The following is a 23,887-nucleotide window of genomic DNA, read 5'->3' as shown; positions in this document are numbered from 1 at the left end:
ACGAGGCTTGAGCTCGTGGTTCCACCCTTCTTCCTTCTATTCGCAAAAACACGAAAAGACCGAAGCTTTCGATCGGCTAACGGGCCGTTACCGTCACCAGCTACTAGATTTCACTGATGCTGCTCGGAGGTGGTAAATTTATCTTCTGCCTACAAGGGTTTCAGCCATGCCCCTGTTCTCTGGAAAGGTGAAAAATAAATCATTGTCCTCTTCGATGCATTTTAACATGTTATGAATGTTGAACTGTGTAATAGTATAGAAAAGTTTGAGCATAATTGCAAGTGTAATTTATTCATTCTTTCAACAAAGCAAGTTTATGAAGAAAGATTAATCCCGCCAGTTTTCCCCACCCAGTTTGAATGGTTGGCTAACCATACGAATTCTCTCCATAATTCGTGCAGCTTTAATAGGTTCTTTTTCCCCGCGCTGACTCGTTGTAAGGTGATGTTCCAATTCATTATAATCAAAATTGGATGTGAAGAATACAGGTAGTTTTTCCGCCATACGGTACTGTAAAATCGTGCCTAGCACTTCATCGCGTGTCCACGTTGACATCGTTTCTGCCCCAATATCATCCAGCATCAAAACAGGAGCCCTTTTTACAAACTCTATTTTTTCGTCCAATGTTTGGTTTTGGATAGATTGCTTCATTTCACGCAGGAACTCTGGCACATATACAACAACAGTCTGTATACGTCTAGTTGCCAATTCATTCGCCAGCGCGCCTAAAATAAATGATTTTCCAATACCGAAGTTACCGAATAAATAGAAGCCTCTTTCGGGGACCTTACCAGTAGACTCAATTTGATTCAGGAAGTCTTTAGCCGCGCGCATGACGATCACGCGACTATCTTCTGAGAGAAAGTTCACGTCAGATAGGCGTGCTTCCATCACTTCTTTAGGCATGTACATACTGTTCACCATTTTCGAGATGTTTCTACGTTCATCTGCCAACTGCTTAGTAGGACAGACTACGTAATCAATATCAATCAGGCGCTGGGCTATGACTAGTTTCGGCTCAAAGCCTTTCATGACATTGATACACCCTTCAAGATTTGGACAGCGCTCACATGCGTGTGAAGCCGATGTAAATTCATATAATTTACCTAGACTGCGGTTGACCACTTCTGTATTGACTTCATCGGAATGATCGCTAATAAATTTTTGTACAGCCGGGTCTTCCATCACTTCTGTTCGAAGCTCGTCGTATTTCTGAGCTAACGAAGGAGCATTCACTACGCGTTTCATCGCATCCCCAATTCGTTCCATATTATTTCACCTCTGATTCTTGAATCCCCAATTCTTTCAATAACTTCTGGCGTTCTTCCTCTACATTGAAGTCATCAGGTTTTTCGGATTTCTTCTTTTTATCGCGCTTTGAAAACCATTCTGGAACTTTTTCTTCCCTGGTTGGCTTTCGGCTTCTAGGCGTTGATTGCTTGCCTTCTTTAAGCCATTTCATGTATTGATCATGTTCTTCTCTTGATAACTTCAAAGCCGTTTTCGCATCATTTACTTGTTTATTCGCCCAATGTGAAGCAATGCGTTCCACAAAACTACTAGTGATTTTTCCATCATTACGTAGCATTACATATTGTAGCAAGACATTGACGACACCTACCGGGAATTTATGCAGATTGATTAATCGTTCAGCAAGTTGAATATCTACAAGGAATGGTTCTTTTTTGCTTACTTTACGTAACATCTCTTTTGGTGGTGTATGTTCCAAATAGAATAGCAATTCTTCGTCACGGCTCATATTCTCTTTAGGCATTTCATCGACGATCGGTTGTGTAAATACCGACTGTAATTTTGGTGGTTGCTTGGACGTATTCATCTTATAAAATTCCGCAGCTGCCTTACGGACTTTTTCTTCTGTCAGCTGGTGGTTTTCATCCATTGCAATCATTACGACCTTTTGCATATCAAGTGGACTGAGTGAATACAAGAAAGCCAGCATCGCAATCATTTCCTGAGAAATAGTGCGTAACGAAGCTTTAGGGATCATTTGATCGGATAGTCCGTTATAAAATAAATCGAAATTAAAATTTAATACGTAAAACGGTATGCCAGGCGGTTCACTTTTTCCTTGAAATTGCATTCCGGCAGTCAATTCCATCGCTTGATCGCCTCTTGCAGGTGTATAGACATCTAAAAATGTCCGTGATATATCCTGATACTCCTCTTTCGCAATAGGCTCCTCTAAAAACCGACCACGCAACTGACGATAAGGTTGCTCTCCGATTTTACTGAACAAAAACGTTGATAGAAGCGGATCATTGAAGAAAGAAGGTGCATCGAGCGGCGGTAATAGTTCGTAGAGGAAAGACCGCTTATCTATTTCTTGTTTTTTCTTATACGTACGTAATAACCCAATAGCTTCTAACGAAATCCTCGCTTCAAAAATGGTTTGAAGTGGGAAAGAAGACATATTCATCAAATAATAGTGGGTATGTTCTTGCGGTTCTCTGCTTTCCGCATCTGTCCACAGTGTCATAAACAGACTGACCGCTTCGGGACCGATCAGTGGCTGATAAAAAAGCGTTAGCATCTGCCGATCATATTCAGAAAAAGGATGTGCTAACTTTACTACGAAGGAATCGACAGGCTGCAACTCTGTATAAAGCATTTTAACAATCGCCTCCCCTTCTAGATTACAACTTACTCTTGTTCTTCATCTTTCCTGTTTTGCAATTGTTGCAACTCGTCTATGAAGATTGTGATGTCTTTGTAGTGGCGGTAGACAGATGCAAATCGTACATAGGCAACTTCATCCACATCCACTAATCGTTCCATCACCATTTCTCCCACTTGTTCGGAATCTATTTCGACATTTCCTGAGCTTCTTAGTTCTTTTTCGATAGACGCCACGATATCTTTTAATTGCTCGATCGGTACCGCGCGTTTTTCACAAGCGCGAATTAATCCTCTCAGCAACTTCTCACCGCTGAATTCTTCTCGCGTCTTATCTTTCTTTACGACAACTAACGGAGAATGCTCCACTTTTTCAAATGTCGTGAAACGAAAACTGCATTTTTCGCATTCACGTCTTCGTCGAATGGAGCGATTTTCTTCCGCGGGCCGTGAATCAATTACACGTGTTCCGTTGTAGTGACAAGCTGGACATAACATAGTTAGTTCCTCCGCATATTCATTAGTACTTTTCATTATAACAGAAACTATCCATACAACAACAAACGGACATAGAAAAGCACTTCATCCTGTAAGATGAAGTGCCGATTCATTCATTAAGAAGTTACTTTGTCAGTTAATGCAGAAGCGACTTTTTTCGCCAATTGCACAACACGTGCTGAATAACCCCATTCATTATCATACCATGCAAGTACTTTGATTTTACGATCGCCCATGACGATAGTAGAAAGTCCGTCAAGTGTTGCAGATTCTGTTGTCGTATTGAAGTCGATCGATACAAGTGGTTCTGTAGTAAAGCGAAGAATGCCTTTCATCGGGCCTTCTGCAGCTTTACGGAACGCATTGTTCACTTCTTCAACCGTCACATCTTTTTCTACGTCCACCACCAGGTCCACAAGGGATACGTTCGGTGTCGGGATACGTAATGCTAGACCATGAATCTTCCCTTCAAGTTCAGGGAGTACAAGTGATAAAGCTTTTGCAGCACCTGTTGAAGTAGGAATGATGGACTCTCCGCAAGAACGCGCGCGACGCAAATCTTTATGTGGGTTGTCTAGGTTCTTCTGATCATTCGTATAGGCATGTACTGTTGTCATCAAGCCGTTTACAATACCAAATTCATCATTCAATACTTTTGCAACGGGCGCTAAACAATTTGTCGTACAACTAGCATTAGAAATTACACTATGTTTGGTGACGTCTAATTTGTCGTCATTTACTCCGATGACAACTGTTACGTCTTCATTTTTACCTGGAGCTGTTAAAATTACTTTCTTTGCTCCGGATTCCAAATGAAGTGCTGCTTTCTCACGGGAGTTGAATACGCCTGTTGATTCTATAACAATATCTACACCCAGTTCTTTCCAAGGTAATTTCGAAGGGTCACGCTCAGAAATTAATTGTACACGTTTGCCATCGACAATTATTGCTTTTTCTTCTGCTACGATTTCACCATCGAAAACTCCGTGTGTTGAGTCATATTTCAAGAGATGTGCAATTGTTTCAGCGGGATATGTCGCATTGACAGCAACAAGATTAACATCATCTTCTTTGATAATCTGGCGGAATACCATCCGTCCAATACGGCCAAGTCCGTTAATTGCAATTTTTGTAGTCATTAAAGGGATCCTCCTGCATGTATGTTATACTTTATATCTTTAATCGTTCATTAGTATAACATATTTTATCCTTATGCCAACACTATTACACATTAAATTCACAAATTAATTCCCTACAGCCATTATCTTGGCACAGCTTGCCAATTTTCGAGGATTGCATCCAACTGTTTTTCCGTTTCATCTAGTGTCTCGTTATTGTATATAACCGCGTCAGCACCTTGTTCTTTGCTATCCATATCCAACTGCGATGCGATTCTGGCATCCGCTTCTGCTTCTGTCCATTCGTTGCGAGCCATCAGTCTTTGCTTTTGAATTTGCTTCGTGACCGAAACGACGATAATCTTTTCTACATAATCCTGCAGTCTACTTTCAAAAAGTAACGGGATGTCCATAATGACGGTTTGATAGCCTTGAGTTAAATAGTCTTCTTTCTGATTGACCATTCGCCCCCTGATTGCAGGGTGCATTAATTCATTTAACTGTTGCCGTTTCTTTTGATTACCAAAAATTATGGCCCCGAGCTGTTCGCGATTTAATGTGCCATCTTCGCGTAACACTTCTTTACCGAAAGTCCGTTGAATTTTATCAAGCAATGGGCTACCTGGCTCAACAACTTCCCTCGCGATGACATCCGCATCGACAATAGGGTAACCTTTTTCACGCAACATATTGGCTACAGTACTTTTCCCGCTTGCAATACTTCCCGTCAATCCGATAATCACGTTCACCACTCCTTATTTTTGGCATGCTGGACAATAGACAGAGGTTCTGCCCGCAATCTGCTTACTTTTTGTCGGTGTATCGCATGTTACACATGTTTTTTTACCGTACATATGCAGTCGATCTTGCATCGTTCCCGCATTGCCGTTAACTGAACGGTAATCGGATATTGTACTGCCCCCCGCGTCGATACTTTCTTGCAAAACGCGTACAATCTCTTCAAACAATAAGATTTTACGCTTCCTGCTAATCCGTTCCGCTGTACGACCCGGATGAATTTTCATATGAAACAGCGCTTCCGTAGCGTAAATATTGCCGCATCCCGAAATGACTTTTCCATCCATGATCACTTCTTTAATAGGTTTTCTTTTATATTTCGGAGTTTCTGCCATCGATAAAAAATGGTCCAGCGCTTCTTCAGAAAAAGGTTCGGGTGCCATCTCTAACAAAGGAGGGAAATCTTCTTCCGTCTGCAGTAGACGCATTTCGCCGAATCTTCGTATATCCGAGTAGACTAGTAATCCGCCATCTTCCATTTCTAAAAAGACATGTGCATGTTTCCGAAACTTGTCTTCTGTAATTTCATCAAGAGAGTTCACGACAAACCATGCACCCGTCATGCCAAGATGGCTGACGAGTAGGTATGGTTGGTTTTCCTTCACTAAATAAAAATAAATATATTTACTGCGACGCACAATTTTCTCAATTTGCATGTGCTCCATGCCGTGAAGAAAGTCGTCTACAGATTTACCTTTGATAATCGTTTCTTTTCCAGCTGTTTTAGAAATGACCACGGTATCCGATACAGAAAGTTGCTTAACCGTACGCCCTTCCACGAGCGGTGCGAGATCACGCACCACTCCTTCTACTTCCGGTAGTTCTGGCATGTATATCACTCACTTTGTTTCGTACCAAGACTTGCCATAATTCCAATCGACCTTCAACGGAACGTCGAGTTGAATGGTTTGTTCCATCACTTCCGGTACGATTTCTTTTAATTTCTCTAGCTCTTCCATCGGCGCTTCAAATATCAATTCATCATGCACTTGCAGTAACATACGCGCTTGCATATTTTCTTTTTCAAGTCTGGCATCCATATCGATCATCGCTTGTTTAATGATGTCTGCTGCCGTTCCTTGAATTGGTGTATTCATCGCCGTACGCTCCGCAAAACCTCGCAAGTTGAAATTCGAACTCGTGATATCCGGTAAATAACGTCTACGTTTCAATAGTGTCGTCACATAGCCTTTTAGCTTAGCGTCGGTAATACTATCATCCATATACTGTTTGACGCCCGGGAAGCTTGCTAGATACGTATCGATAAACGTCCCTGCTTCTTTACGGGTAATGTTTAAACTTTGTGATAATCCATAATCACTGATGCCATAGACGATACCAAAGTTGACAGCTTTTGCTGCGCGACGCATATTGCTATCGACATCCTCTTCTTTCACACCAAAAACGTCCATTGCAGTTTTCGTATGAATGTCCGCACCTTCGCGGAATGCTTCAATTAATTTTTCATCTTGCGAAATATGTGCAAGTACACGCAGTTCAATTTGTGAATAGTCAGCCGCAAACATAATCCAATCTGTTTCAGATGGAATGAAAGCTGCACGAATTTTGCGCCCTTCTTCCAAACGAATTGGGATATTTTGCAAGTTCGGATTGATCGAGCTCAATCTTCCCGTCTGTGTTAAAGCCTGCTGGAATCGTGTATGAATCTTTCCATCTTCGTGAATTTCTTTTGTGAGACCTTCAATATAGGTTGAATTTAATTTACCAAGCTGCCTGTATAGTAAAATATGTTGAATGATTTCATGTTCACTTTCGAGCTTCTCTAGCACGTCCGCAGCTGTCGAGTAACCCGTCTTCGTTTTCTTGATAGGAGTCAATCCGATTTTCTCAAATAAAATGACACCGAGCTGTTTAGGGGAATTAATATTGAATTTCTCGCCAGCCATTTCATAAATCGTCTTTTCAATTACCGCCAGACGTTCCGATAACTGCTCACCAATCGTCTTTAGCACATCCACGTCCGTTTTCACACCGGTTACTTCCATTTTTCCGAGTATCTTTGCTAACGGTAATTCGAGGTCATGGAACAAGTCTTGCTGTTCATTGTCTTCCAACTGTTTTGTGACAACTGGATACAGCTCCCACACCGCATGTGCTTTTCTCGCAGTATGATTGGCAAGTTGTTCAGATGCCGGTATAGTTCGTTTTGCCCCTTTACCGTAGACCACTTCATCACTTTCTACACCATGGTAGCCAAATGAACGTGCGATTTCGGAGACTTCATTCGTCGAGAATGAAGGATTGACGATGTATGCCGCCAGCATGAGATCGAATTCTGCACCATTTAGTTCCATGCCAAGGCGCGCAATCGCTGCATAAGCTGATTTGGAATCGGAAACTAATTTACGTGTTGTCTGGTCTGCAATCCAGTTCTTAAAGAGATCCGATGTAGTCGCTAATTCAGTAGAAATGAAATACGTATCGGTGTCATCTGAAAGACCGATACCCAAAATATCTTGAGATAAATAATTATCACCGTCAATCTCGACATGCAGAGACATCGTATCCGTCAGCATTTCAGAAGTAATCTCTTCCACGGTGTGAACGTTAATTTCTTCCAGTGGTTGAACCTCGGTAGATACATCCATCTTTTCAAGCAATGATTTAAATTGTAATTCTTTATATAGTTGTATTACTTCTTCTTCGTTTCGTCCGACAAAGTCCATATCATTCAATGACACAGTAATCGGTGCGTGTACTTCAATTGTCGCGAGTTCTTTACTCATGAACGCTTGATCTTTATTATTCACGAGGTTTTCTTTCATTTTCTTTGCAGTGATTTGCTCTATCGATTCATAGACTTCCTCTACAGAACCGTATTCCTTCAATAATTTGATGGCAGTTTTTTCGCCAATCCCAGGTACGCCTGGGATATTGTCGGACGCATCGCCCATCAATCCTTTCATATCGATGATCTGCGATGGCGCAAGACCATATTTTTCTTCGATATGCGCAGGCGTGTATTTTTCAAGATCGGTAATGCCTTTTCTTGTTATGCATACCGTCGTCTGATCATTTGCCAGTTGCGTTAAATCTTTATCTCCAGAAATGATGACAACTTCCGCTTCTGCATCACTGCATTCTCTGCTCAATGTCCCGATAATGTCGTCCGCTTCATATAGATCGAGTTCATACTGCGTGATGCCGAATGCTTCAATTAGTTTACGAATATACGGGAACTGTTCCGAAAGCTCAGGCGGTGTTTTTTGCCGTCCACCTTTGTATTCTGTATACGTACTGTGACGGAATGTAGTTTTTCCTGCATCCCACGCTACGATCACATGCGTCGGTTTTTCATTCGCTAAGATGGTCTCTAACATCATAGTAAAACCATATACCGCGTTTGTATGAACCCCTTTTTCATTCGTTAATAACGGTAAAGCGAAAAACGCACGATAGGCTAAGCTATTTCCATCCAATAAGACGACTTTCTTTTTCGTCAAAATCCATCCCACTCCTTTATGTTCGTCACTATAAAAAAAACGTCATTTTCATCTAGTTTACCACGTTTGGCAACTCGAATGAAAATGACGTACTTATGATTACTCGATATTGCCGCTTAATAGCTTGGCATATGGAGAATCAGCTGGTAGGATGATCATCGTTTCGTCATCCACGACTTTCGTATAAGACTGAAGTGTTCTATACAGTTTGTAGAATTCTGGGTCTTTTGCATACGCCTCGTTATAAATTCTTGCCGCTTCCGCTTCACCTTGCGCAGTAACGATCGCTGCTTCTTTTTTCGCTTTTGCTAACATTTCCTGAACTACACGATCTGTTTCTGCCTCAATCTTCTGCTTCGCTGCATCCCCTTCAGAAAGGTAAGATTGTGCAGTCGAATCACGCTCTGAAATCATTCGTGTGTAGATAGACTGTTCGTTTTCTTCAGGTAAATCAATACGCTTCATACGAACATCCACTACTTTAATACCGTAATTCCCATCGTCCAAAAACTTATTTACTTTGGCCGTCACATCGTCATTCAAGCTTCCGCGTGAAGAGTCTTCATCATTGACAACATTGACATAATCTAGACGTCCCATTTCATTACGGACTACAGAATAAATGAATTCTTCCATTCTAGCTTCGGCATTGACAATATTACGTGCATTGGAAATCATTTTAGCAGGATCTGTAATATGCCATATTGCATAATTATCAATGATGATCCGTTTCTTGTCTTTTGTATTAATTTCCGCTTCTGATACGTTAGAAGTCATTCGGTTTTTCGGCAACGTACTGACACTTTGAATAAATGGTATTTTCATATGCATTCCGGACTTTTCGATAATTCGTGTAATCTCACCGAACTGACGGACGACCCGGTATTCATTTTCTTTGACGATAAATAAGTTGGATAACAGAATCACCAGAATCGCAAAAACGACTGTTAACGAGATAATGAGTTTTGTGTACTTTTTCATATCAAACGCTCTTTTCGGTCGCATCTGCGTAACTTTGGGATCAGCATCTGGTTTCTGAGTATTTCTTTTTTGGTCGGTTTCCCCCATCTTCTTAAGGGCATCTTCTATCTTCTTGAAAGGGTTTTGTTCGTTACTCATGAAGCTTTCCCTCCTTTTTCAGCCGACTTATCCTTTTCTCCCGTTACAGGCGGCTGATCTTTTTGCAGCTGTTGGAGTGGTAAATACTTCATCGTTTCTCCGCTGTCGTTCATAATATACAGATTTGCTTTAGGTAACACTTGCTCTAGCGTCTCAATGATCAAACGCTCACGAGTGATATCTTTACTTTTCGCATATTCATTATATAAATCACTGAATACCGCTACGTCACCACGCGCTTGTTCGATACGTGCCGTCTTTTTCCCTAGCGCTTGGGATTTGATTGCGTCACGTTCACCAATTGCTTCTTTCGTTCTTTGATTCTCGTACTTTTTCGCTTCATTAATCTTCGTGTTTTTCGTTTCGCGCGCATCGGTTACAGCGGTAAATGCTGCACGTACCTCTGCATTGGGTAATTCAACATCTTGCAACTTCACGCCTTGTACCGCTATACCGATATCATATTTCTCTACCAAACTAGTCAATAACTCACGAGTCTTTGCTTCAATTTCTGCTTTCCCATCCGTTAGCGCCGCATCAATTGTGGAACTACCGATGACAGAACGTATGGAAGCAGATGCCGCATCCCTCAAGATTTCAATGGGGTCTTCTGCATTGAATAAATACTTCTTCGGATCCACTATACGCCACTGCACTGTCAGATCGGTCAGCACGATATATTCGTCCCCTGTTATCATCTTTGTTTCCTTATCAACGATTTCACCCGACTTATCTTGTTTGTAACCGAAATGAATGCTGTACGTTTCTTTTGATAAGATTTCTGTTTTCTGAATCGGCCAAGGTAATTTAAAATGTAGACCAGAGTCCGTCACGGGTGCGCCAGCTTGACCGAATGAAATGACGACAGCTTGTTCAGATTCATCTACTGTGTACCACGTAGTAAAGACGATCAATAAAAGTAATAAGCCGGTGACAAACAAGCCAAGTGTCACCAGGATCCTCTTTGTGCTCATATCTGTTCCTCCTTTTCTATGTATGACTACTGTACGGAACAGTAGTCGAGTAAGTTTCATTTTTCTATACTACATTTGTTCATCAATGGGTAAATGAATACGAAAAACAGTGCCGACACCCACTTCACTGTCCACTGTGACAGTGCCTTGATGCGCTTCAGCAATGTGTTTCACAATCGCTAGACCCAATCCTGTACCACCTGATTCCCTGCTTCTCGCACGATCTACGCGGTAAAAACGTTCAAATAGTCGCGGTAACTCTGAAGGCATGATGCCAATCCCTTGATCGCGAACCGTGATTTCCACGTTTCCTTCTATTTCTTCTACAGAGACCGTCACAATCGTTTTCTCTTGCGAGTAGGCAATGGCATTATTCAATAAGTTCACCATGACTTGCACTAAACGATCATGATCTGCAGGAATTATGAATTGTTCTGGCATATGCAAATCAATTTGCATATCTTTTTCCTGTACTCTTGCCTGAACGATCTTGATGGATTGCTCGACTACTTCAATAACATCCACAGGCTCTCGTGTAATTTCAAAGCTTCCACGTTCCATGCTAGATAATCGCAATAAATCTTCAATCAATAATTGCAGACGATTACTTTCCTTATACATAATCTCTAGGAAATCTTTCTTTACCACAGGATCTTCCACCACACCGTCAAGCAACATTTCCGAAAAACCTTTAATCGATGTAACAGGTGTTTTTAATTCATGGGACACATTCGCTACGAAATCTTTACGTATTTGTTCCAGGCGGACCAACTCTGTAATATCATGCATGATAATAACGATTCCAAGCCAGTTGCCGTTTTCACCTATAACAGGCGCGCCGTATACTTCTAAATGGCGGATGCCTTCCTTGAGTACTACTTGAGATTGGAATGAACGTACTTCCTCTGTTAAAAAAATGGTTTCAATTTCTCTTTCAATATCCGCTGGCAATCCGATATCTTTAAACGTTTTTCCCATTAGCTCTTCTCCATCGCGATGGAAGGTTTCTTCAAACACGCGATTGACCAAGTTGATTGCACCTTGCCTGCCAAACATCAATAGGCTACTACCAATGCTACTGACCAATGTCTTTAAGCGCTCTTGTTCCATTGCGCGAAGTGCAGAGTTTCCTTGTAATTTCTGCGCGACTTCATTGATGGAATTCGTCAGTTGATGATTGATTTCCGAGTCTTCATTATGCGCTCGCGCCTGATAATTGCCTCGTGCCAATTGATGAATAACACCTGTGAAGTGATCAATCGGCTGGACATACTGCTGAAGGATTTTTGCCATAACGAACATCGTGACAACAAATACTAAAACGAGTGTAAACAGTAAGTAGACCCAATAGGTTTGTTGTATTGTTGCATCCACATTTTCTCCAAATAAATGAAAAAATTGTCCTAAGATAATTCCTAGCACAATTAATAGAATGGATAAAATGATGGCGGATGCAGTTAAAATTCGTGTGTAATAGTACTTCATCTAGTTTTGCTCCCCGAACTTGTAACCGACGCCTCTCATCGTTTTAATATAGCGCGGTTTCCTCGTATTTTCTTCGATTTTATCGCGCAGATGGCTCACATGTACATCCACAATTCTAGAATCTCCTGCAAATTCGTAATTCCAGACTGCCTGTAGCAACTGATCACGAGAGAACACGCGATTTGGATGCTTCATGAAATAAACAAGCAACTCAAATTCTTTAGGTGTAAATTCTAACGGCTTTTCGTCCAAGTACACTTCCAAGCGTTCCGGATATACTGTCAGCTGTCCCGCAACCAATTTCTTTTCCTTCATATGGTTGCGCTCACCTGTACGCCTAAGAACTGCACGTACTCTTGCCGCCACTTCACGGGGACTAAAAGGCTTGGTCATATAATCATCGGCACCCATTTCTAGCCCAACGATTTTATCCATCTCTTCCCCTTTAGCAGTCAACATGATGATTGGCGTTTCAATATTTTCTTTTCTCAACATACGGCAGACTTCTATTCCGTCTATTTTCGGCAACATTAAATCTAGAATAATCAAATCGGGTTGTTCATCTAATACTTTTTCCACGGCTTCTTCGCCGTCATTTGCGAGTACTGTTTTATAGTCCGCTTGCTGCAATGTGAATTCAAGTAGTTTTTGTATAGATTGTTCATCTTCCACAATTAAAATCTTTTGCTGTTTAATTCCCATCCGACGATTCCTTTGTTTGTGCCAGTTTGACAGGAAGCTTTTGTGGCGCGATCACTACTACTTCTCCGCTCATAATTCGTTCGCCTTCCTGATCAGTTGCATCTACTTGGATCGTTACTTGGTTTGACTGAACTTCAAGTTTCGTGACTTCCAGAACGAATTCGACTATCGAGTAATGATAGACCGGTTTAGGAAAATGCAGTTGCTGATTGATTATATGTGCGCCTGGTCCTGGCATATGTTTCGAAATGGCGGCTGTTACGATACCCGTCAACATAATGGGTGGAACGATCGGCTGTCCATATATCGTCTCCGCTGCATAATCATGTTGCAGATAAAGCGGATTGGCATCATTCGTTAATCCCAGGTATAGCATCAAATCTTTATCTTCTATTTTCTCGGTTAAGTGTAACCTCTCACCGATTTCCAACTCTGTGATATCTTTCCCTATCAATTTCCGTCTACTTTTCAACAAACAAACCCCTCCTATATTTCTAAAGTCATCTTTGAAAAAAAGCTGAAAATTACTTCAATAATTAAATTATAACAATCCACCCAAGAAAAATCGAGCTAACGAGAAAAAAGATCGGACGGCTACAAAGCTGTCCGATCCCCAACCTATAATTTTACGATAGAACACTCATGACTGTACGTACAGAATCAGCGGACTTTTGAAGCCCCATTTTCTCATCGTCAGTCAATTCAAGTTCTATGATCTTTTCAATACCGTTCGCACCTAATACAGTCGGAACACCTAAATAAATACCGTTCATACCATATTCGCCTTCTAGAAACGCGATTGATGGTAATACTCGTTTTTGGTCTTTCAAAATAGCTTCTGTCATTTCAACCAATGCAGCAGCCGGCGCATAATATGCAGACCCATTACCTAACAGATTGACGATTTCAGCTCCACCTTTACGTGTACGTTCTACAATCTCTTCCAGACGACCAGCAGAGATCAAGTTTTCAAGAGGCACACCACCAGCAGTCGAATAACGCACTAGAGGCACCATATCGTCTCCATGGCCACCTAAAACGAATCCTGTTACATCTTTCACGGATAGATTCAATTCTTGCGCGACAAACGTTCGGAAACGAGCTGTATCCAGTACACCCGACTGACCAATCACACGTTCTTTAGGGAATCCAGATTCTTTATACACAGTATACGTCATGGCATCCACTGGATTCGTCAGAACGATAATCTTCGTATCAGGAGAATACTTTACAATTTCAGCTGTCACGGACTTCATGACTTTTTGATTTGTCTGTACTAAGTCGTCACGGCTCATTCCAGGTTTACGCGCAATACCCGCAGTAATAACCACTACATCCGAATCTTTTGTATCCTCGTAATTGGATGTACCGATGATGTTGGCATCAAACCCCTGAACCGGACCAGCTTCCAACATGTCCAATGCTTTGCCTTTCGTCGGATTTTCCATTGATGGAATATCCACGATGACGACATCGCATAATTCTTTTTGAGCTAAAAGGAATGCAGTTGTTGCTCCAGTAAAACCAGATCCGATAACCGATACTTTTTTACGCTTCAATGACATGTAAAACTCTCCTTTTTCAGAACAAGATAGTAGAAAGAGGGGGATTCTCATCCCCCTCTTTCGTCATGCTTATAGGTTTTTGATTAGTGCGTCTGCAAATCCAGAAGTGCTTACTTCTTCCGCATTGTCCATTAGACGTGCGAAATCGTATGTCACTACTTTAGATGCGATAGATTTTTCGATAGAAGCCGTGATTAGATCAGCCGCCTCGTTCCAGCCAAGATGTTGAAGCATCATAACGCCTGATAGCAATACGGATGAAGGGTTAACTTTATCCAATCCTGCATATTTCGGTGCTGTTCCGTGAGTTGCTTCAAAGATCGCATGTCCAGACTCGTAGTTAATGTTCGCTCCCGGTGCGATTCCGATTCCGCCTACTTGTGCAGCAAGCGCATCAGAAACGTAGTCACCGTTCAAGTTCATTGTAGCTACTACGTCAAATTCTTTTGGACGAGTCAGGATTTGTTGCAAGAAGATATCCGCAATTGCATCTTTTACGATGATTTTGCCTGCAGCTTCTGCATCAGATTGTGCTTTATTCGCAGCATCTGTTCCTTCAGCATCTTTAATACGGTCATATTCTCTCCATGTGAATACTTTGTCGCCGAATTCTTCTTCAGCCAACTCGTATGCCCAGTTCGCGAATGCGCCTTCTGTGAACTTCATGATGTTTCCTTTGTGTACAATCGTCAAAGATTTACGACCTTCTTCAATCGTATAGTTCAATGCTGAACGAACGAGACGCTTTGTGCCTTCTTCAGAAATCGGTTTGATACCAAGTCCTGAAGTTTCAGGGAAACGAATATTTTTAACACCTAACTCGGTTTGAAGGAAGTTAATTAATTTTTTCACTTCGTCAGAACCTTCTTGGTACTCAATACCTGCATAGATGTCTTCTGTGTTTTCACGGAAAATAACCATGTCACAATCCTCAGGACGTTTCACGGGTGAAGGTACTCCTTGGAAATAACGAACCGGACGCAAGCACGTGTATAGATCAAGTTCTTGACGTAGTGCTACGTTCAATGAACGGAATCCTCCACCGATCGGCGTAGTAAGTGGTCCTTTAATCGCAATTAGATATTCTTTAATTGTGTCAAGAGTTTCTTGTGGAAGCCAGTCACCAGTTTCGTTGAATGCCTTTTCTCCTGCAAGAACTTCTAACCAATTAATCTTCTTTTTTCCGTCATAAGCTTTTTCAACAGCTGCTTCGATAACACGTGAAGCTGCATGCCAAATATCCGGACCTGTGCCGTCACCTATAATGAAAGGAATCGTTGCGTGATCTGGGACGTTTAAAACACCGTTAGTTACTGTAATCTTTCCTTCGTTAGCCATTATTGATATCCTCCTGAGTTCAAAATCAGTGGGCCGGTATACGAGATACCGCCCCACAAATTTACTATTTTTTATCGTTCATTGATTGGAACATACTTTTGCATGCCTGGTCCAACGTACTCTGCACGTGGGCGGATCAAGCGGTTGTTTTCGTATTGCTCCAGGATATGTGCAATCCATCCTGAAAAACGTGAAACAGCAAAAATAGGTGTGAAAATATCATGATCGATGTCTAATGAATGATATACCGAAGCGGAGTAGAAATCAACATTTGGAGGCAATTTCTTTTCTCCAGTGACAATTGCTTCGATCTTTTCAGACATATTGTACCACTTTTCTTCACCACGAAGAGCAGTCAATCGCTTAGACATTTCACGTAAGTGCTTCGCACGTGGATCACCTTGACGGTATACACGGTGTCCGAAGCCCATGATTTTTTCTTTATTAGCCAGTTTTTCACGAATATATGACTCGACCTTATCTTCATCGCCGATCTCCATTAGCATATTCATAACCGCTTCGTTTGCACCGCCATGTAATGGGCCTTTAAGAGCGCCAATTGCAGCAGTAACGCCAGAATACATATCAGATAGAGTAGCCACACATACGCGCGCTGTGAATGTCGATGCGTTCAATTCATGGTCTGCGTGTAGTACAAGTGCTTTATTGAATGCTTCTTCAGCGATATCAGCAGGCTCTTCCCCAGAAAGCATGTAAAGGAAGTTTGCCGCATAGCTTAAACCTTTTTTAGGCGCTACTGGCTCTTGTCCTTTTCTGATACGTGCGAATGCAGTAACTACAGTTGCAACTTTAGCTTGAAGCTTAACTGCTTTATTGTAGTTTTCTTCAGGTGACATATCTTCCGCTTTTTCATCGTATAATCCTAGAAGCGAGATTGCTGTACGAAGTGCCGCCATTGGATGCACTTTGTCGATCGGATACGTTTTAAAGTGGTCAAGAACCCCTTGTGGAATTGCTGCGTTATCTTCCAACTGCTGTTTCAATTCAGCTAGTTCCTTTTCGTTTGGCAAACGTTTATGCCAAAGTAGATAAACTACTTCTTCAAAACTAGCATTTTCTGCTAAATCATCGATACCATATCCTACGTATGTAAGAGTGTCATCGATAATGGAACTGATTTGAGTTTGTGCTGCCACGATACCTTCCAAACCTTTTGTTGCTGTCATGATATTCGCTCCTTCTTCCCAGTTTGGTCATCTCCCTGAAGCGGAGTGCAGAAACGATGACCATCTGCTAATTATATTTTATCTAAAACGCTTACAAAGTCCATTATAAGCAACTTGAACGGTTTTGTGAATGGTAAAGATGTTTTTTATTTATTATTACCCGAAAGGAATGGACAAATTCCCATGATATCCATCGACTCCAAACGCTTCCAAACCTACGCCCGTCAATGGTTACCGGCTATATTAATCATAATTTCTCTCATCGTGATTCCACCTGTTGGATTTGCGATAGTTTTCGCTTTCTTCACCGCTCCGCTTATGAATTCTTTAATAGCCCTTACAAAACTGCCGGCTTTTTTAGCTGCTTTACTCATAATGGGGATGCTTGCCTCTTTAGTATACACCTTCCTATTCCTATCAATCAATGGATTGATTTCTGTCATTTGGACAATGGAAGATCAATTAGGCGTAATTATTGAAATGATGGATAGTCAAGGATGGAACCTACACGCGGCTGCAGAACAATTTATCCAACTAAGTCATGAAGCGATGGAGGGGGTCATTAGTTTACTACAAAAGACTTTTCAGCAGATTTTCAGCACATTTTTATTTATTATTGCGTACTTTTTCGCTTTACGAGAAAGTGCTACCAATCGTTTTTGGTTTTTAGTGTACTTTCCTAAAAACTTCAGACAGGTAGCACGCAGGATTTTTGAGAGGTCAAGCCGTTTGATGGGGCATTTTTTCTCCGTTCAAATTAGACTATTTATCATGACGTTTATTCTAATGGCTGCCGGTTTTTGGCTTCTCGATTTCGAGTCATTCGTAACTAAAGCATTTTTGATTTCATTAGTCGATAGTATTCCGTTCCTTGGAATAGGTCTCGTGTTTTTGCCGATGATTGCCTTTTCCTTCTATATTGACGACATGCATTCGGCTATTGGCTTAGTCGTTTTGTACATCGTTTTACTTGTATGCAGGCAGATGGTTGAATCCATATTATGGGCACACACCTTTAAATTACGCACTGTACATTCATTTGTTATTACGGCTTGCGCTGTTTATTTATTCGGATTATACGGCATCATGTTTTTACCATTCTTCCTATTTATTGCGTTAAAAGTTAAGGAACATCCTACGTTTACATAACTCGGATTTGCCCGTTACGTATTTTATTGTAAATCCACTTGACGATAAATGGGTACAGTATTTTACGTGGGCCACTAAACAACAATACTAATCCCATAATGTCTGTGATGAAACCAGGTATTAATAATAATAAACCACCTAGTAAAATACACACGCTATCTACTAATGCTTTACCAGGAGTTTCTCTATTGGCCATACGGACCTGTAAATCACGCCATGCACGAAGCCCTTGTTTCTTCGCAAGATACGCGCCACCAATTCCTGTTATGATAATAATCAAAATCGTAGGCATGATACCGAGCGTTTTGCCTGAGATCATTAATAAAGCCAGTTCTGTAGTCGGTACGATAATAAATAATGCTATTAACCATTTCATATAGTGACCTCCAAAAAGACCGCTTTCTCTTAACGAGAAGCGGTCTGTATGTTTTTACAATACTTTTGCGTGACCGTTGTAGATCACACCACTCGCTGCGTCCATTGTAATGTCACTGCCATTTTTAATAACAGATGTGATATTTTCCACCCCTACGATAACAGGTATACCAAGACTCAAACCAACTACCGCGGCGTGACTAGTCAAACCGCCCGTTTCAGTAATGATACCTGCACATCGCTCGAGCGCTGCAAACATATCACGGTCTGTAGAATGCGTAACAATAATGTCGCCTTCTTTAATTTGTGTCAATGCTTCTTGTGAATTCTTGATGATTTTCGCTTTACCGAAAGCAACGTTTTTGCCGATGCCTTGTCCTCGACCGATTAAATCACCGATCACATGTAATTTCATCAAGTTCGTTGTACCCGCTTCACCAACCGGTACCCCCGCTGTGATAATGACTACATCTCCATGCGTTACATATTGATGTTTTACACTCTCTTCGACTGATTCCTGAAGGATCCCGTCGATGTCCAGTGCTTTCTTTCCAACGATTGGATACACTCCCCAAACTAGCGTCAGCTTATTGGAAACCACTTCGGAACGTGTAACCGCTATAATTGGAACACCTGGACGGTATTTTGCGATCATCGTCGCTGTTTGACCACTTTCAGTTGGTGCTAAAATCGCTTTTACATTCAAGTTTAGTGCTGTATAAGACGCTGCTTGTCCAATTGCCTCTGTAAGATTTCCTTCTTTTTCTCTCGTTCTTGTGGAAACGACAGAATGGAAGTCCATAGATTCTTCAGTAGAAAGTGCGATCTTGCACATGACTTTTACAGATTCGACCGGATATAATCCAGCAGCCGTCTCACCCGAAAGCATGACAGCATCTGAACCATCCAAAATCGCATTGGCTACATCGCTTGCTTCTGCGCGTGTAGGACGTGGGTTTCTTTGCATAGAATCCAACATTTGAGTGGCTGTAATAACCGGTTTACCGTATTGGTTACATTTACGAATCATCATTTTTTGTACCAAAGGAACTTCCTCAGCTGGAATTTCTACTCCTAGATCTCCACGAGCAACCATCAGACCATCAGATAACTGGAGGATTGCATCAAGATTGTCGACACCTTCCTGATTTTCAATCTTCGGTACGATATGGATATGTCCACCATTATTATTTTCCAGTAGTTCACGGATTTGAATGACGTCAGATGCACGACGGACAAAAGAAGCCGCGATAAAATCGACGCCTTGTTCAATACCGAACAAGATATCTTCTTTGTCTTTATCCGTAATTCCCGGCAATTGAACGGAAACATTCGGAACGTTAACACCTTTATTATCTTTTAAAGGACCTGCGTTGATCACTTTGGTGTGGATCAAACCTTTTTCCGTATCCTTACCTGTTACTTCAAGTTCGATTAATCCATCATCTAGTAAGACAAATGAACCACGTTCCACATCATGAATTAACTTTTCGTAGGTAACGGAAAATGTTTCTGCAGTGCCGAGTACTTCTTGCATCGAAATATCTACTGCTTGTCCACGCACCAATTCAATTTGACCATCTTTCATTTTATGCGTCCGAATTTCAGGACCTTTCGTGTCAAGTAGAATTCCTACCATTTTTTCTTTTTCTGCTGCTGCTTTGCGGATTCTTTCAATACGTACTCTATGCTCTTCTTGGGTGCCATGGGAGAAGTTTAGACGTGCAACGTTCATCCCTGCGTCAATCAGCTTTAGTAGTCCTTCATATGATTCACTTGCTGGGCCGATTGTACACACAATTTTTGTCTTTCTCACTACTTATCGCTCCTCTGCGTCATGTCGGCTCTGACTAATTAAATAGATAATGTTTCTGCTAAATCTACTAATGACAAATCCAACTTTTCTCGTTTGATAAAGACTTCCTCTAAGTTATAGTCTACCACTTTATGATTTCTCATACCAACAGCAGAACTTTTCTTTCCGGATAACAATGCTTCAACAGCTCTTGCACCGTATTGACTAGCAATTACCCGATCACGTGCAGATGGCGAGCCGCCTCGCTGCATATGTCCTAAAATGGATACACGGGTTTCAATACCCGCTTCTTTTTTTAGTAGTTCTGCCAGTTGCGTGGCAGACATCATACCTTCAGCTAATACGATAATACTGTGCTTTTTACCACGACTCGTACTGCTCCTTAGGCGTTCAACAATAGCGTGTATGTTAAATGGCTTCTCAGGCAGTATAATCGATTCAGCACCGCCACCAAGCCCTGCCCATAACGCGAGATCACCTGCGTCACGACCCATTACTTCAATAATGAAAGAACGTTCATGAGATGTTGCAGTATCTCGGATTTTATCAATTACTTGGACTACGGTATTCAATGCAGTATCAAAACCGATCGTAAATTCTGTTCCGGTAATATCGTTATCAATTGTAGCAGGTACACAAGCACAAGGAACACCCAATTTCACAAGTTCATTGGCTCCTTTAAACGACCCATCTCCACCAATGACGACCAATCCTTCAATCGCATGAAGCTTGATTTGCTCCATTGCTTTGGCACGACCTTCTTCCGTCATGAACGCCGGACATCTTGCAGATCGCAATATCGTTCCGCCACGCTGAATGATATCTCCGACTGAACCAAGCTGGAATTGCTCAATTTTACCGTCAATCAATCCTTGATACCCATTGAACACACCGGAAACTTCCACCCCTTCGAAGAGAGCTTTCCTGACTACGGAACGAATGGCCGCATTCATTCCCGGTGCGTCGCCACCACTTGTTAAGACCGCAATTTTTTTCATGTCGATCCCATCCTTTAATCATATCTTGTATGTACGAGCAAAAGACGCGGTTGCCCGCATCTTTTATTCCGAAAAGACGCCAATACTCCGGAATTTATTATATCGATTATCAATCAATTCATCTGATGTCAATTCGCATAATGTTTTCAGTGATCTTCGTAGCGTGCTACGGATTTCTACCGACTGTTTGTTTGCATCGCGATGTGCTCCGCCAAGTACTTCGGGAATGATTTCATCAATAATATTCATTTCTTTCAAATCGGGTGCAGTAATTTTCATCGCTTCCGCTGCTTGTTTAGCCAGTGATGGATCTTTCCACAAAATAGACGCTGCACCTTCCGAGGAAATAACAGAGTACGTAGAGTTTTCGAGCATATGGATATGGTTTGCTACACCGAGAGCCAGTGCACCTCCACTACCCCCTTCTCCAATAACGATGGAAATAACAGGGACTTTTAAACCAGCCATTTCAACTAGATTACGTGCAATTGCTTCACTTTGTCCTCGTTCCTCTGCCGCTTTACCGGGATATGCACCTTTTGTATCGATGAAACAAATAATAGGACGATGGAACTTTTCCGCTTGCTTCATTAGGCGAAGCGCTTTACGATATCCTTCGGGATGCGGCATACCAAAGTTTCTTCTAACATTTTCTTTGGTGTCTTTTCCACGCTGATGGCCAATGATTGTAATGGGCATTTCCTCAAATGAGGCGATTCCACCGATTATCGCTTCATCATCTCCAAAGTTGCGATCTCCATGAAATTCGATAAAGTCTTCGAACAAACGAGTAATATAATCCATTGTCGTCGGTCTTTCAGGGTGTCGGGCAACTTGTACACGATCCCAAGGCTCCATACTTTCATAGATATCTGTTTCCAACTTAACTAGACGATTTTTCAAATTGACGATTTCAGATGAAAGATCTACGTCATTGACTGCGGTATACTCTTCTAGTTCATTAATTTTTTCACGCAGTTTTACGATAGGTTCTTCAAATGCAAGTGTTTTACTCATACGAGTACAGCCCCCTTTCGTGCGTGAAGCTTCAAGATTTTATTCATTTCTTCTGGCATATCGTTGCGATGGACTACAGCGTCCAATTGCCCGTGATTCAATAAGAACTCCGATGTCTGGAAATCTTCAGGCAGTTTTTCACGTACGGTTTGTTCAATTACTCGACGCCCTGCAAACCCGATCAAAGCTTTTGGCTCTGCAAGATTAATATCACCAACCGAGGCAAAACTCGCGGATACACCACCTGTAGTTGGGTAGGTCATGATGGAAATGTACAATAACCCTTTATTGGCATGTCTTTCAAGAGCAACACTCACTTTAGCCATCTGCATCAGACTAATTACACCTTCTTGCATACGGGCACCACCACTTGCGGAAAAAATCAACATAGGAATACCTAATTCCGTAGCTTTCTCTACAGCTCTTGTAATTTTTTCGCCAACTACTGATCCCATAGACCCCATTCGGAAATGTGCATCCATGACTGCAACGGCTACTAGTGTATCTTGAATCCTTCCGACGCCAGTCAGTACGGCCTCATTCAAACCTGTTGCTTTTGCATCAGCTTCTACTTTTTCTGTATAAGAAGGGAAATCTAGCGGATTCTCTGTTTTCAAATGATCATCCATTGATTCAAAGCTACCCTCATCAAATAAGTGATCGATCCGCTCTTGTGCCGTCATCTTATAATGATGCTGGCAAGAAGGGCAAACCTTACCATTCTTCAACAAGTCCTTCGTCAAAATCACATGCTTGCACTCCGGACATTTCGTCATAATTCCTTCTGGCACATCTGCTTTACTTTTGGCAGAAGGTATTGTATGTTGGTCTACTTTTGATTTCTTTTTAAATAATTCTTTGATACTCATTCCGTTTCCCTTCTTTCTCCCTCAACTTGATCCATCCATTTTTCATAACAAATTAAGGCTTTTTCCTTATTACCTGCCATCATTTCATCCAGCAGTTCATGCACTATAGCTATTTCCTCATCAGCCTCAATGGCTATATCAAAAGAAACACCGCTATACTGTTTTAGTAAAAACCAAATTTTCAAGGAGAGTCGATTTTCAGTAGCGACAATGGTTTCGCGTACCATATCTTCACGTGAAAACACTGACTCTCCTTCTCTCAACCTACTTTGCATGCCTTCCCAAACAGGAAGCATGCGCAATTCTTCATTTTCTGTGACTGTTGTAATTGCTGCCCGCTCATGGATCATCCTTGTATCTACTACATCTTGGATTGACCGTGCTTGCTGCATAATAAACGTCGAGAGAACTTCCACTAATTGATGTTTTTTGAAATCGGATAGGAACGTTCCTTCGCCTCGCCTCGTCTCAATGAGGCCTAGCAATTCCATACTTCGCAACGCTTCGCGTACTGCGGTTCTACTCACTTGTAGCTTTTCTGCTAGGTGACGTTCAGATGGTAACCTATCGCCGTATTCGATTTTTTGTTCGCTAATCAGTGATTGTAGTTCTCCGATAATATCCAAAAAACGCTTGGATGATGATTGTGAATTTTGCATGAGGAGAACTCCTTTTTCATACCTTCAGCAGAGTGGTCTGACCACCCTGCATACAAGCATACAAAAAAGTCGGCACCACGTAAAGCAATATCGTGAAATTACAAGTGTTTTTATTTCGTCAT

At 41.6% G+C, this 23,887-nt stretch carries 22 protein-coding genes and 1 other annotated feature (1 of these 23 running past the window's edge); of the genes, 1 reads left to right on the top strand and 21 read right to left on the bottom strand.

The annotated features are described in order from the left end of the window. Positions 1-224, bottom strand: a binding site (T-box leader) (it extends 7 nt beyond the left edge of the window). 103 nt (positions 225-327) lie between these two features. The 15 genes from dnaI to citZ all read right to left on the bottom strand — a co-directional run bounded on the left by dnaI (position 328) and on the right by citZ (position 16,882). Next, on the bottom strand, positions 328-1,269 hold the full coding sequence (dnaI, locus tag CSV60_RS06890) for a primosomal protein DnaI (RefSeq protein ID WP_099629671.1): 942 nt from the start codon (positions 1,267-1,269) through the stop codon (positions 328-330). Between the two features lies 1 nt (position 1,270). Next, positions 1,271-2,629 (bottom strand): replication initiation and membrane attachment family protein, encoded by a 1,359-nt coding sequence (locus CSV60_RS06885; protein WP_099636451.1) that lies wholly within the window; start codon positions 2,627-2,629, stop codon positions 1,271-1,273. Between the two features lie 32 nt (positions 2,630-2,661). Then, positions 2,662-3,132 carry a transcriptional regulator NrdR gene (gene nrdR, locus CSV60_RS06880; protein WP_099629669.1) on the bottom strand — a complete coding sequence of 157 codons (471 nt, stop codon included), beginning with the start codon at positions 3,130-3,132 and terminating at the stop codon, positions 2,662-2,664. Positions 3,133-3,248: 116 nt separating this feature from the next. Further along, on the bottom strand, positions 3,249-4,271 hold the full coding sequence (locus CSV60_RS06875) for a glyceraldehyde-3-phosphate dehydrogenase (RefSeq protein WP_099636450.1): 1,023 nt from the start codon (positions 4,269-4,271) through the stop codon (positions 3,249-3,251). A gap of 122 nt (positions 4,272-4,393) precedes the next feature. After that, entirely contained in the window at positions 4,394-4,993 is a 600-nt protein-coding gene (coaE, locus tag CSV60_RS06870; RefSeq protein ID WP_099629667.1) for a dephospho-CoA kinase, read from the bottom strand. Positions 4,994-5,005: 12 nt separating this feature from the next. Further along, positions 5,006-5,878 carry a bifunctional DNA-formamidopyrimidine glycosylase/DNA-(apurinic or apyrimidinic site) lyase gene (mutM, locus tag CSV60_RS06865; protein WP_099629666.1) on the bottom strand — a complete coding sequence of 291 codons (873 nt, stop codon included), beginning with the start codon at positions 5,876-5,878 and terminating at the stop codon, positions 5,006-5,008. 9 nt (positions 5,879-5,887) lie between these two features. After that, positions 5,888-8,512: a DNA polymerase I gene (gene polA, locus CSV60_RS06860; protein ID WP_099636449.1), complete on the bottom strand. Its 2,625-nt coding sequence runs from the start codon at positions 8,510-8,512 to the stop codon at positions 5,888-5,890. Positions 8,513-8,611: 99 nt separating this feature from the next. Continuing rightward, positions 8,612-9,631, bottom strand: coding sequence for a protease modulator HflC (hflC, locus tag CSV60_RS06855; protein WP_099636448.1), 1,020 nt, complete (start codon positions 9,629-9,631; stop codon positions 8,612-8,614). Then, positions 9,628-10,605, bottom strand: a complete 978-nt coding sequence (hflK, locus tag CSV60_RS06850; protein WP_099636447.1) for an FtsH protease activity modulator HflK — start codon at positions 10,603-10,605, stop codon at positions 9,628-9,630. Before hflK ends, hflC begins: the two co-directional genes overlap by 4 nt. A 69-nt stretch (positions 10,606-10,674) precedes the next feature. Further along, the gene (pnpS, locus tag CSV60_RS06845; protein WP_099629662.1) at positions 10,675-12,090 is read right to left on the bottom strand and encodes a two-component system histidine kinase PnpS; all 1,416 of its coding nucleotides are present in this window, start codon (positions 12,088-12,090) and stop codon (positions 10,675-10,677) included. Then, positions 12,091-12,792: a response regulator transcription factor gene (locus CSV60_RS06840; protein WP_099629661.1), complete on the bottom strand. Its 702-nt coding sequence runs from the start codon at positions 12,790-12,792 to the stop codon at positions 12,091-12,093. It lies immediately after the preceding gene. Continuing rightward, positions 12,782-13,267: a MaoC/PaaZ C-terminal domain-containing protein gene (locus CSV60_RS06835; RefSeq protein WP_099629660.1), complete on the bottom strand. Its 486-nt coding sequence runs from the start codon at positions 13,265-13,267 to the stop codon at positions 12,782-12,784. Before CSV60_RS06835 ends, CSV60_RS06840 begins: the two co-directional genes overlap by 11 nt. Positions 13,268-13,418: 151 nt before the next feature. Beyond that, positions 13,419-14,357 carry a malate dehydrogenase gene (mdh, locus tag CSV60_RS06830; protein WP_099629659.1) on the bottom strand — a complete coding sequence of 313 codons (939 nt, stop codon included), beginning with the start codon at positions 14,355-14,357 and terminating at the stop codon, positions 13,419-13,421. Between the two features lie 69 nt (positions 14,358-14,426). Further along, on the bottom strand, positions 14,427-15,695 hold the full coding sequence (gene icd / locus CSV60_RS06825) for an NADP-dependent isocitrate dehydrogenase (protein WP_099629658.1): 1,269 nt from the start codon (positions 15,693-15,695) through the stop codon (positions 14,427-14,429). A gap of 71 nt (positions 15,696-15,766) precedes the next feature. Then, positions 15,767-16,882, bottom strand: coding sequence for a citrate synthase (citZ, locus tag CSV60_RS06820; protein ID WP_099629657.1), 1,116 nt, complete (start codon positions 16,880-16,882; stop codon positions 15,767-15,769). 183 nt (positions 16,883-17,065) lie between these two features. On the opposite strand from citZ, the gene CSV60_RS06815 reads away from it, so the two are divergent. Continuing rightward, positions 17,066-18,031, top strand: coding sequence for an AI-2E family transporter (locus CSV60_RS06815; protein ID WP_099636446.1), 966 nt, complete (start codon positions 17,066-17,068; stop codon positions 18,029-18,031). On the opposite strand, the gene CSV60_RS06810 is transcribed toward CSV60_RS06815, so the two are convergent. The 6 genes from CSV60_RS06810 to CSV60_RS06785 all read right to left on the bottom strand — a co-directional run bounded on the left by CSV60_RS06810 (position 18,024) and on the right by CSV60_RS06785 (position 23,765). Continuing rightward, positions 18,024-18,407, bottom strand: coding sequence for an FxsA family protein (locus tag CSV60_RS06810; RefSeq protein WP_099629655.1), 384 nt, complete (start codon positions 18,405-18,407; stop codon positions 18,024-18,026). The two genes, CSV60_RS06815 and CSV60_RS06810, sit on opposite strands and share 8 nt — an antisense overlap. A 54-nt stretch (positions 18,408-18,461) precedes the next feature. Further along, entirely contained in the window at positions 18,462-20,222 is a 1,761-nt protein-coding gene (gene pyk / locus CSV60_RS06805) for a pyruvate kinase (RefSeq protein WP_099629654.1), read from the bottom strand. A gap of 38 nt (positions 20,223-20,260) precedes the next feature. Then, entirely contained in the window at positions 20,261-21,220 is a 960-nt protein-coding gene (pfkA, locus tag CSV60_RS06800; RefSeq protein WP_099636445.1) for a 6-phosphofructokinase, read from the bottom strand. 63 nt (positions 21,221-21,283) lie between these two features. After that, entirely contained in the window at positions 21,284-22,237 is a 954-nt protein-coding gene (gene accA / locus CSV60_RS06795) for an acetyl-CoA carboxylase carboxyl transferase subunit alpha (RefSeq protein ID WP_099636444.1), read from the bottom strand. Next, the gene (gene accD / locus CSV60_RS06790) at positions 22,234-23,106 is read right to left on the bottom strand and encodes an acetyl-CoA carboxylase, carboxyltransferase subunit beta (RefSeq protein WP_099636443.1); all 873 of its coding nucleotides are present in this window, start codon (positions 23,104-23,106) and stop codon (positions 22,234-22,236) included. The genes accA and accD overlap by 4 nt, the downstream gene beginning before the upstream one ends. Then, positions 23,103-23,765, bottom strand: a complete 663-nt coding sequence (locus CSV60_RS06785; RefSeq protein ID WP_099636442.1) for a FadR/GntR family transcriptional regulator — start codon at positions 23,763-23,765, stop codon at positions 23,103-23,105. The genes accD and CSV60_RS06785 overlap by 4 nt, the downstream gene beginning before the upstream one ends. Positions 23,766-23,887: the final 122 nt, after the last annotated feature.

Origin of the sequence: Sporosarcina sp. P7 (genome assembly GCF_002743425.1) — a bacterium.
Lineage (GTDB): Bacteria > Bacillota > Bacilli > Bacillales_A > Planococcaceae > Sporosarcina.
The sequence above is the reverse complement of the archived record's forward strand: the minus strand, read 5'-3'. Positions and strand labels throughout refer to the sequence as shown.

What these genes read in the sequence shown, in the direction of transcription:
- dnaI (WP_099629671.1), bottom strand. Translation starts at nt 1,269, where the DNA reads ATGGAACGAATTGGGGATGCGATGAAACGCGTAGTGAATGCTCCTTCG.
- CSV60_RS06885 (WP_099636451.1), bottom strand. Translation starts at nt 2,629, where the DNA reads ATGCTTTATACAGAGTTGCAGCCTGTCGATTCCTTCGTAGTAAAGTTA.
- nrdR (WP_099629669.1), bottom strand. Translation starts at nt 3,132, where the DNA reads ATGTTATGTCCAGCTTGTCACTACAACGGAACACGTGTAATTGATTCA.
- CSV60_RS06875 (WP_099636450.1), bottom strand. Translation starts at nt 4,271, where the DNA reads ATGACTACAAAAATTGCAATTAACGGACTTGGCCGTATTGGACGGATG.
- mutM (WP_099629666.1), bottom strand. Translation starts at nt 5,878, where the DNA reads ATGCCAGAACTACCGGAAGTAGAAGGAGTGGTGCGTGATCTCGCACCG.
- hflC (WP_099636448.1), bottom strand. Translation starts at nt 9,631, where the DNA reads ATGAGTAACGAACAAAACCCTTTCAAGAAGATAGAAGATGCCCTTAAG.
- hflK (WP_099636447.1), bottom strand. Translation starts at nt 10,605, where the DNA reads ATGAGCACAAAGAGGATCCTGGTGACACTTGGCTTGTTTGTCACCGGC.
- pnpS (WP_099629662.1), bottom strand. Translation starts at nt 12,090, where the DNA reads ATGAAGTACTATTACACACGAATTTTAACTGCATCCGCCATCATTTTA.
- CSV60_RS06840 (WP_099629661.1), bottom strand. Translation starts at nt 12,792, where the DNA reads ATGGGAATTAAACAGCAAAAGATTTTAATTGTGGAAGATGAACAATCT.
- mdh (WP_099629659.1), bottom strand. Translation starts at nt 14,357, where the DNA reads ATGTCATTGAAGCGTAAAAAAGTATCGGTTATCGGATCTGGTTTTACT.
- icd (WP_099629658.1), bottom strand. Translation starts at nt 15,695, where the DNA reads ATGGCTAACGAAGGAAAGATTACAGTAACTAACGGTGTTTTAAACGTC.
- citZ (WP_099629657.1), bottom strand. Translation starts at nt 16,882, where the DNA reads ATGACAGCAACAAAAGGTTTGGAAGGTATCGTGGCAGCACAAACTCAA.
- CSV60_RS06815 (WP_099636446.1), top strand. Translation starts at nt 17,066, where the DNA reads ATGATATCCATCGACTCCAAACGCTTCCAAACCTACGCCCGTCAATGG.
- CSV60_RS06810 (WP_099629655.1), bottom strand. Translation starts at nt 18,407, where the DNA reads ATGAAATGGTTAATAGCATTATTTATTATCGTACCGACTACAGAACTG.
- pfkA (WP_099636445.1), bottom strand. Translation starts at nt 21,220, where the DNA reads ATGAAAAAAATTGCGGTCTTAACAAGTGGTGGCGACGCACCGGGAATG.
- accA (WP_099636444.1), bottom strand. Translation starts at nt 22,237, where the DNA reads ATGAGTAAAACACTTGCATTTGAAGAACCTATCGTAAAACTGCGTGAA.
- accD (WP_099636443.1), bottom strand. Translation starts at nt 23,106, where the DNA reads ATGAGTATCAAAGAATTATTTAAAAAGAAATCAAAAGTAGACCAACAT.
- CSV60_RS06785 (WP_099636442.1), bottom strand. Translation starts at nt 23,765, where the DNA reads ATGCAAAATTCACAATCATCATCCAAGCGTTTTTTGGATATTATCGGA.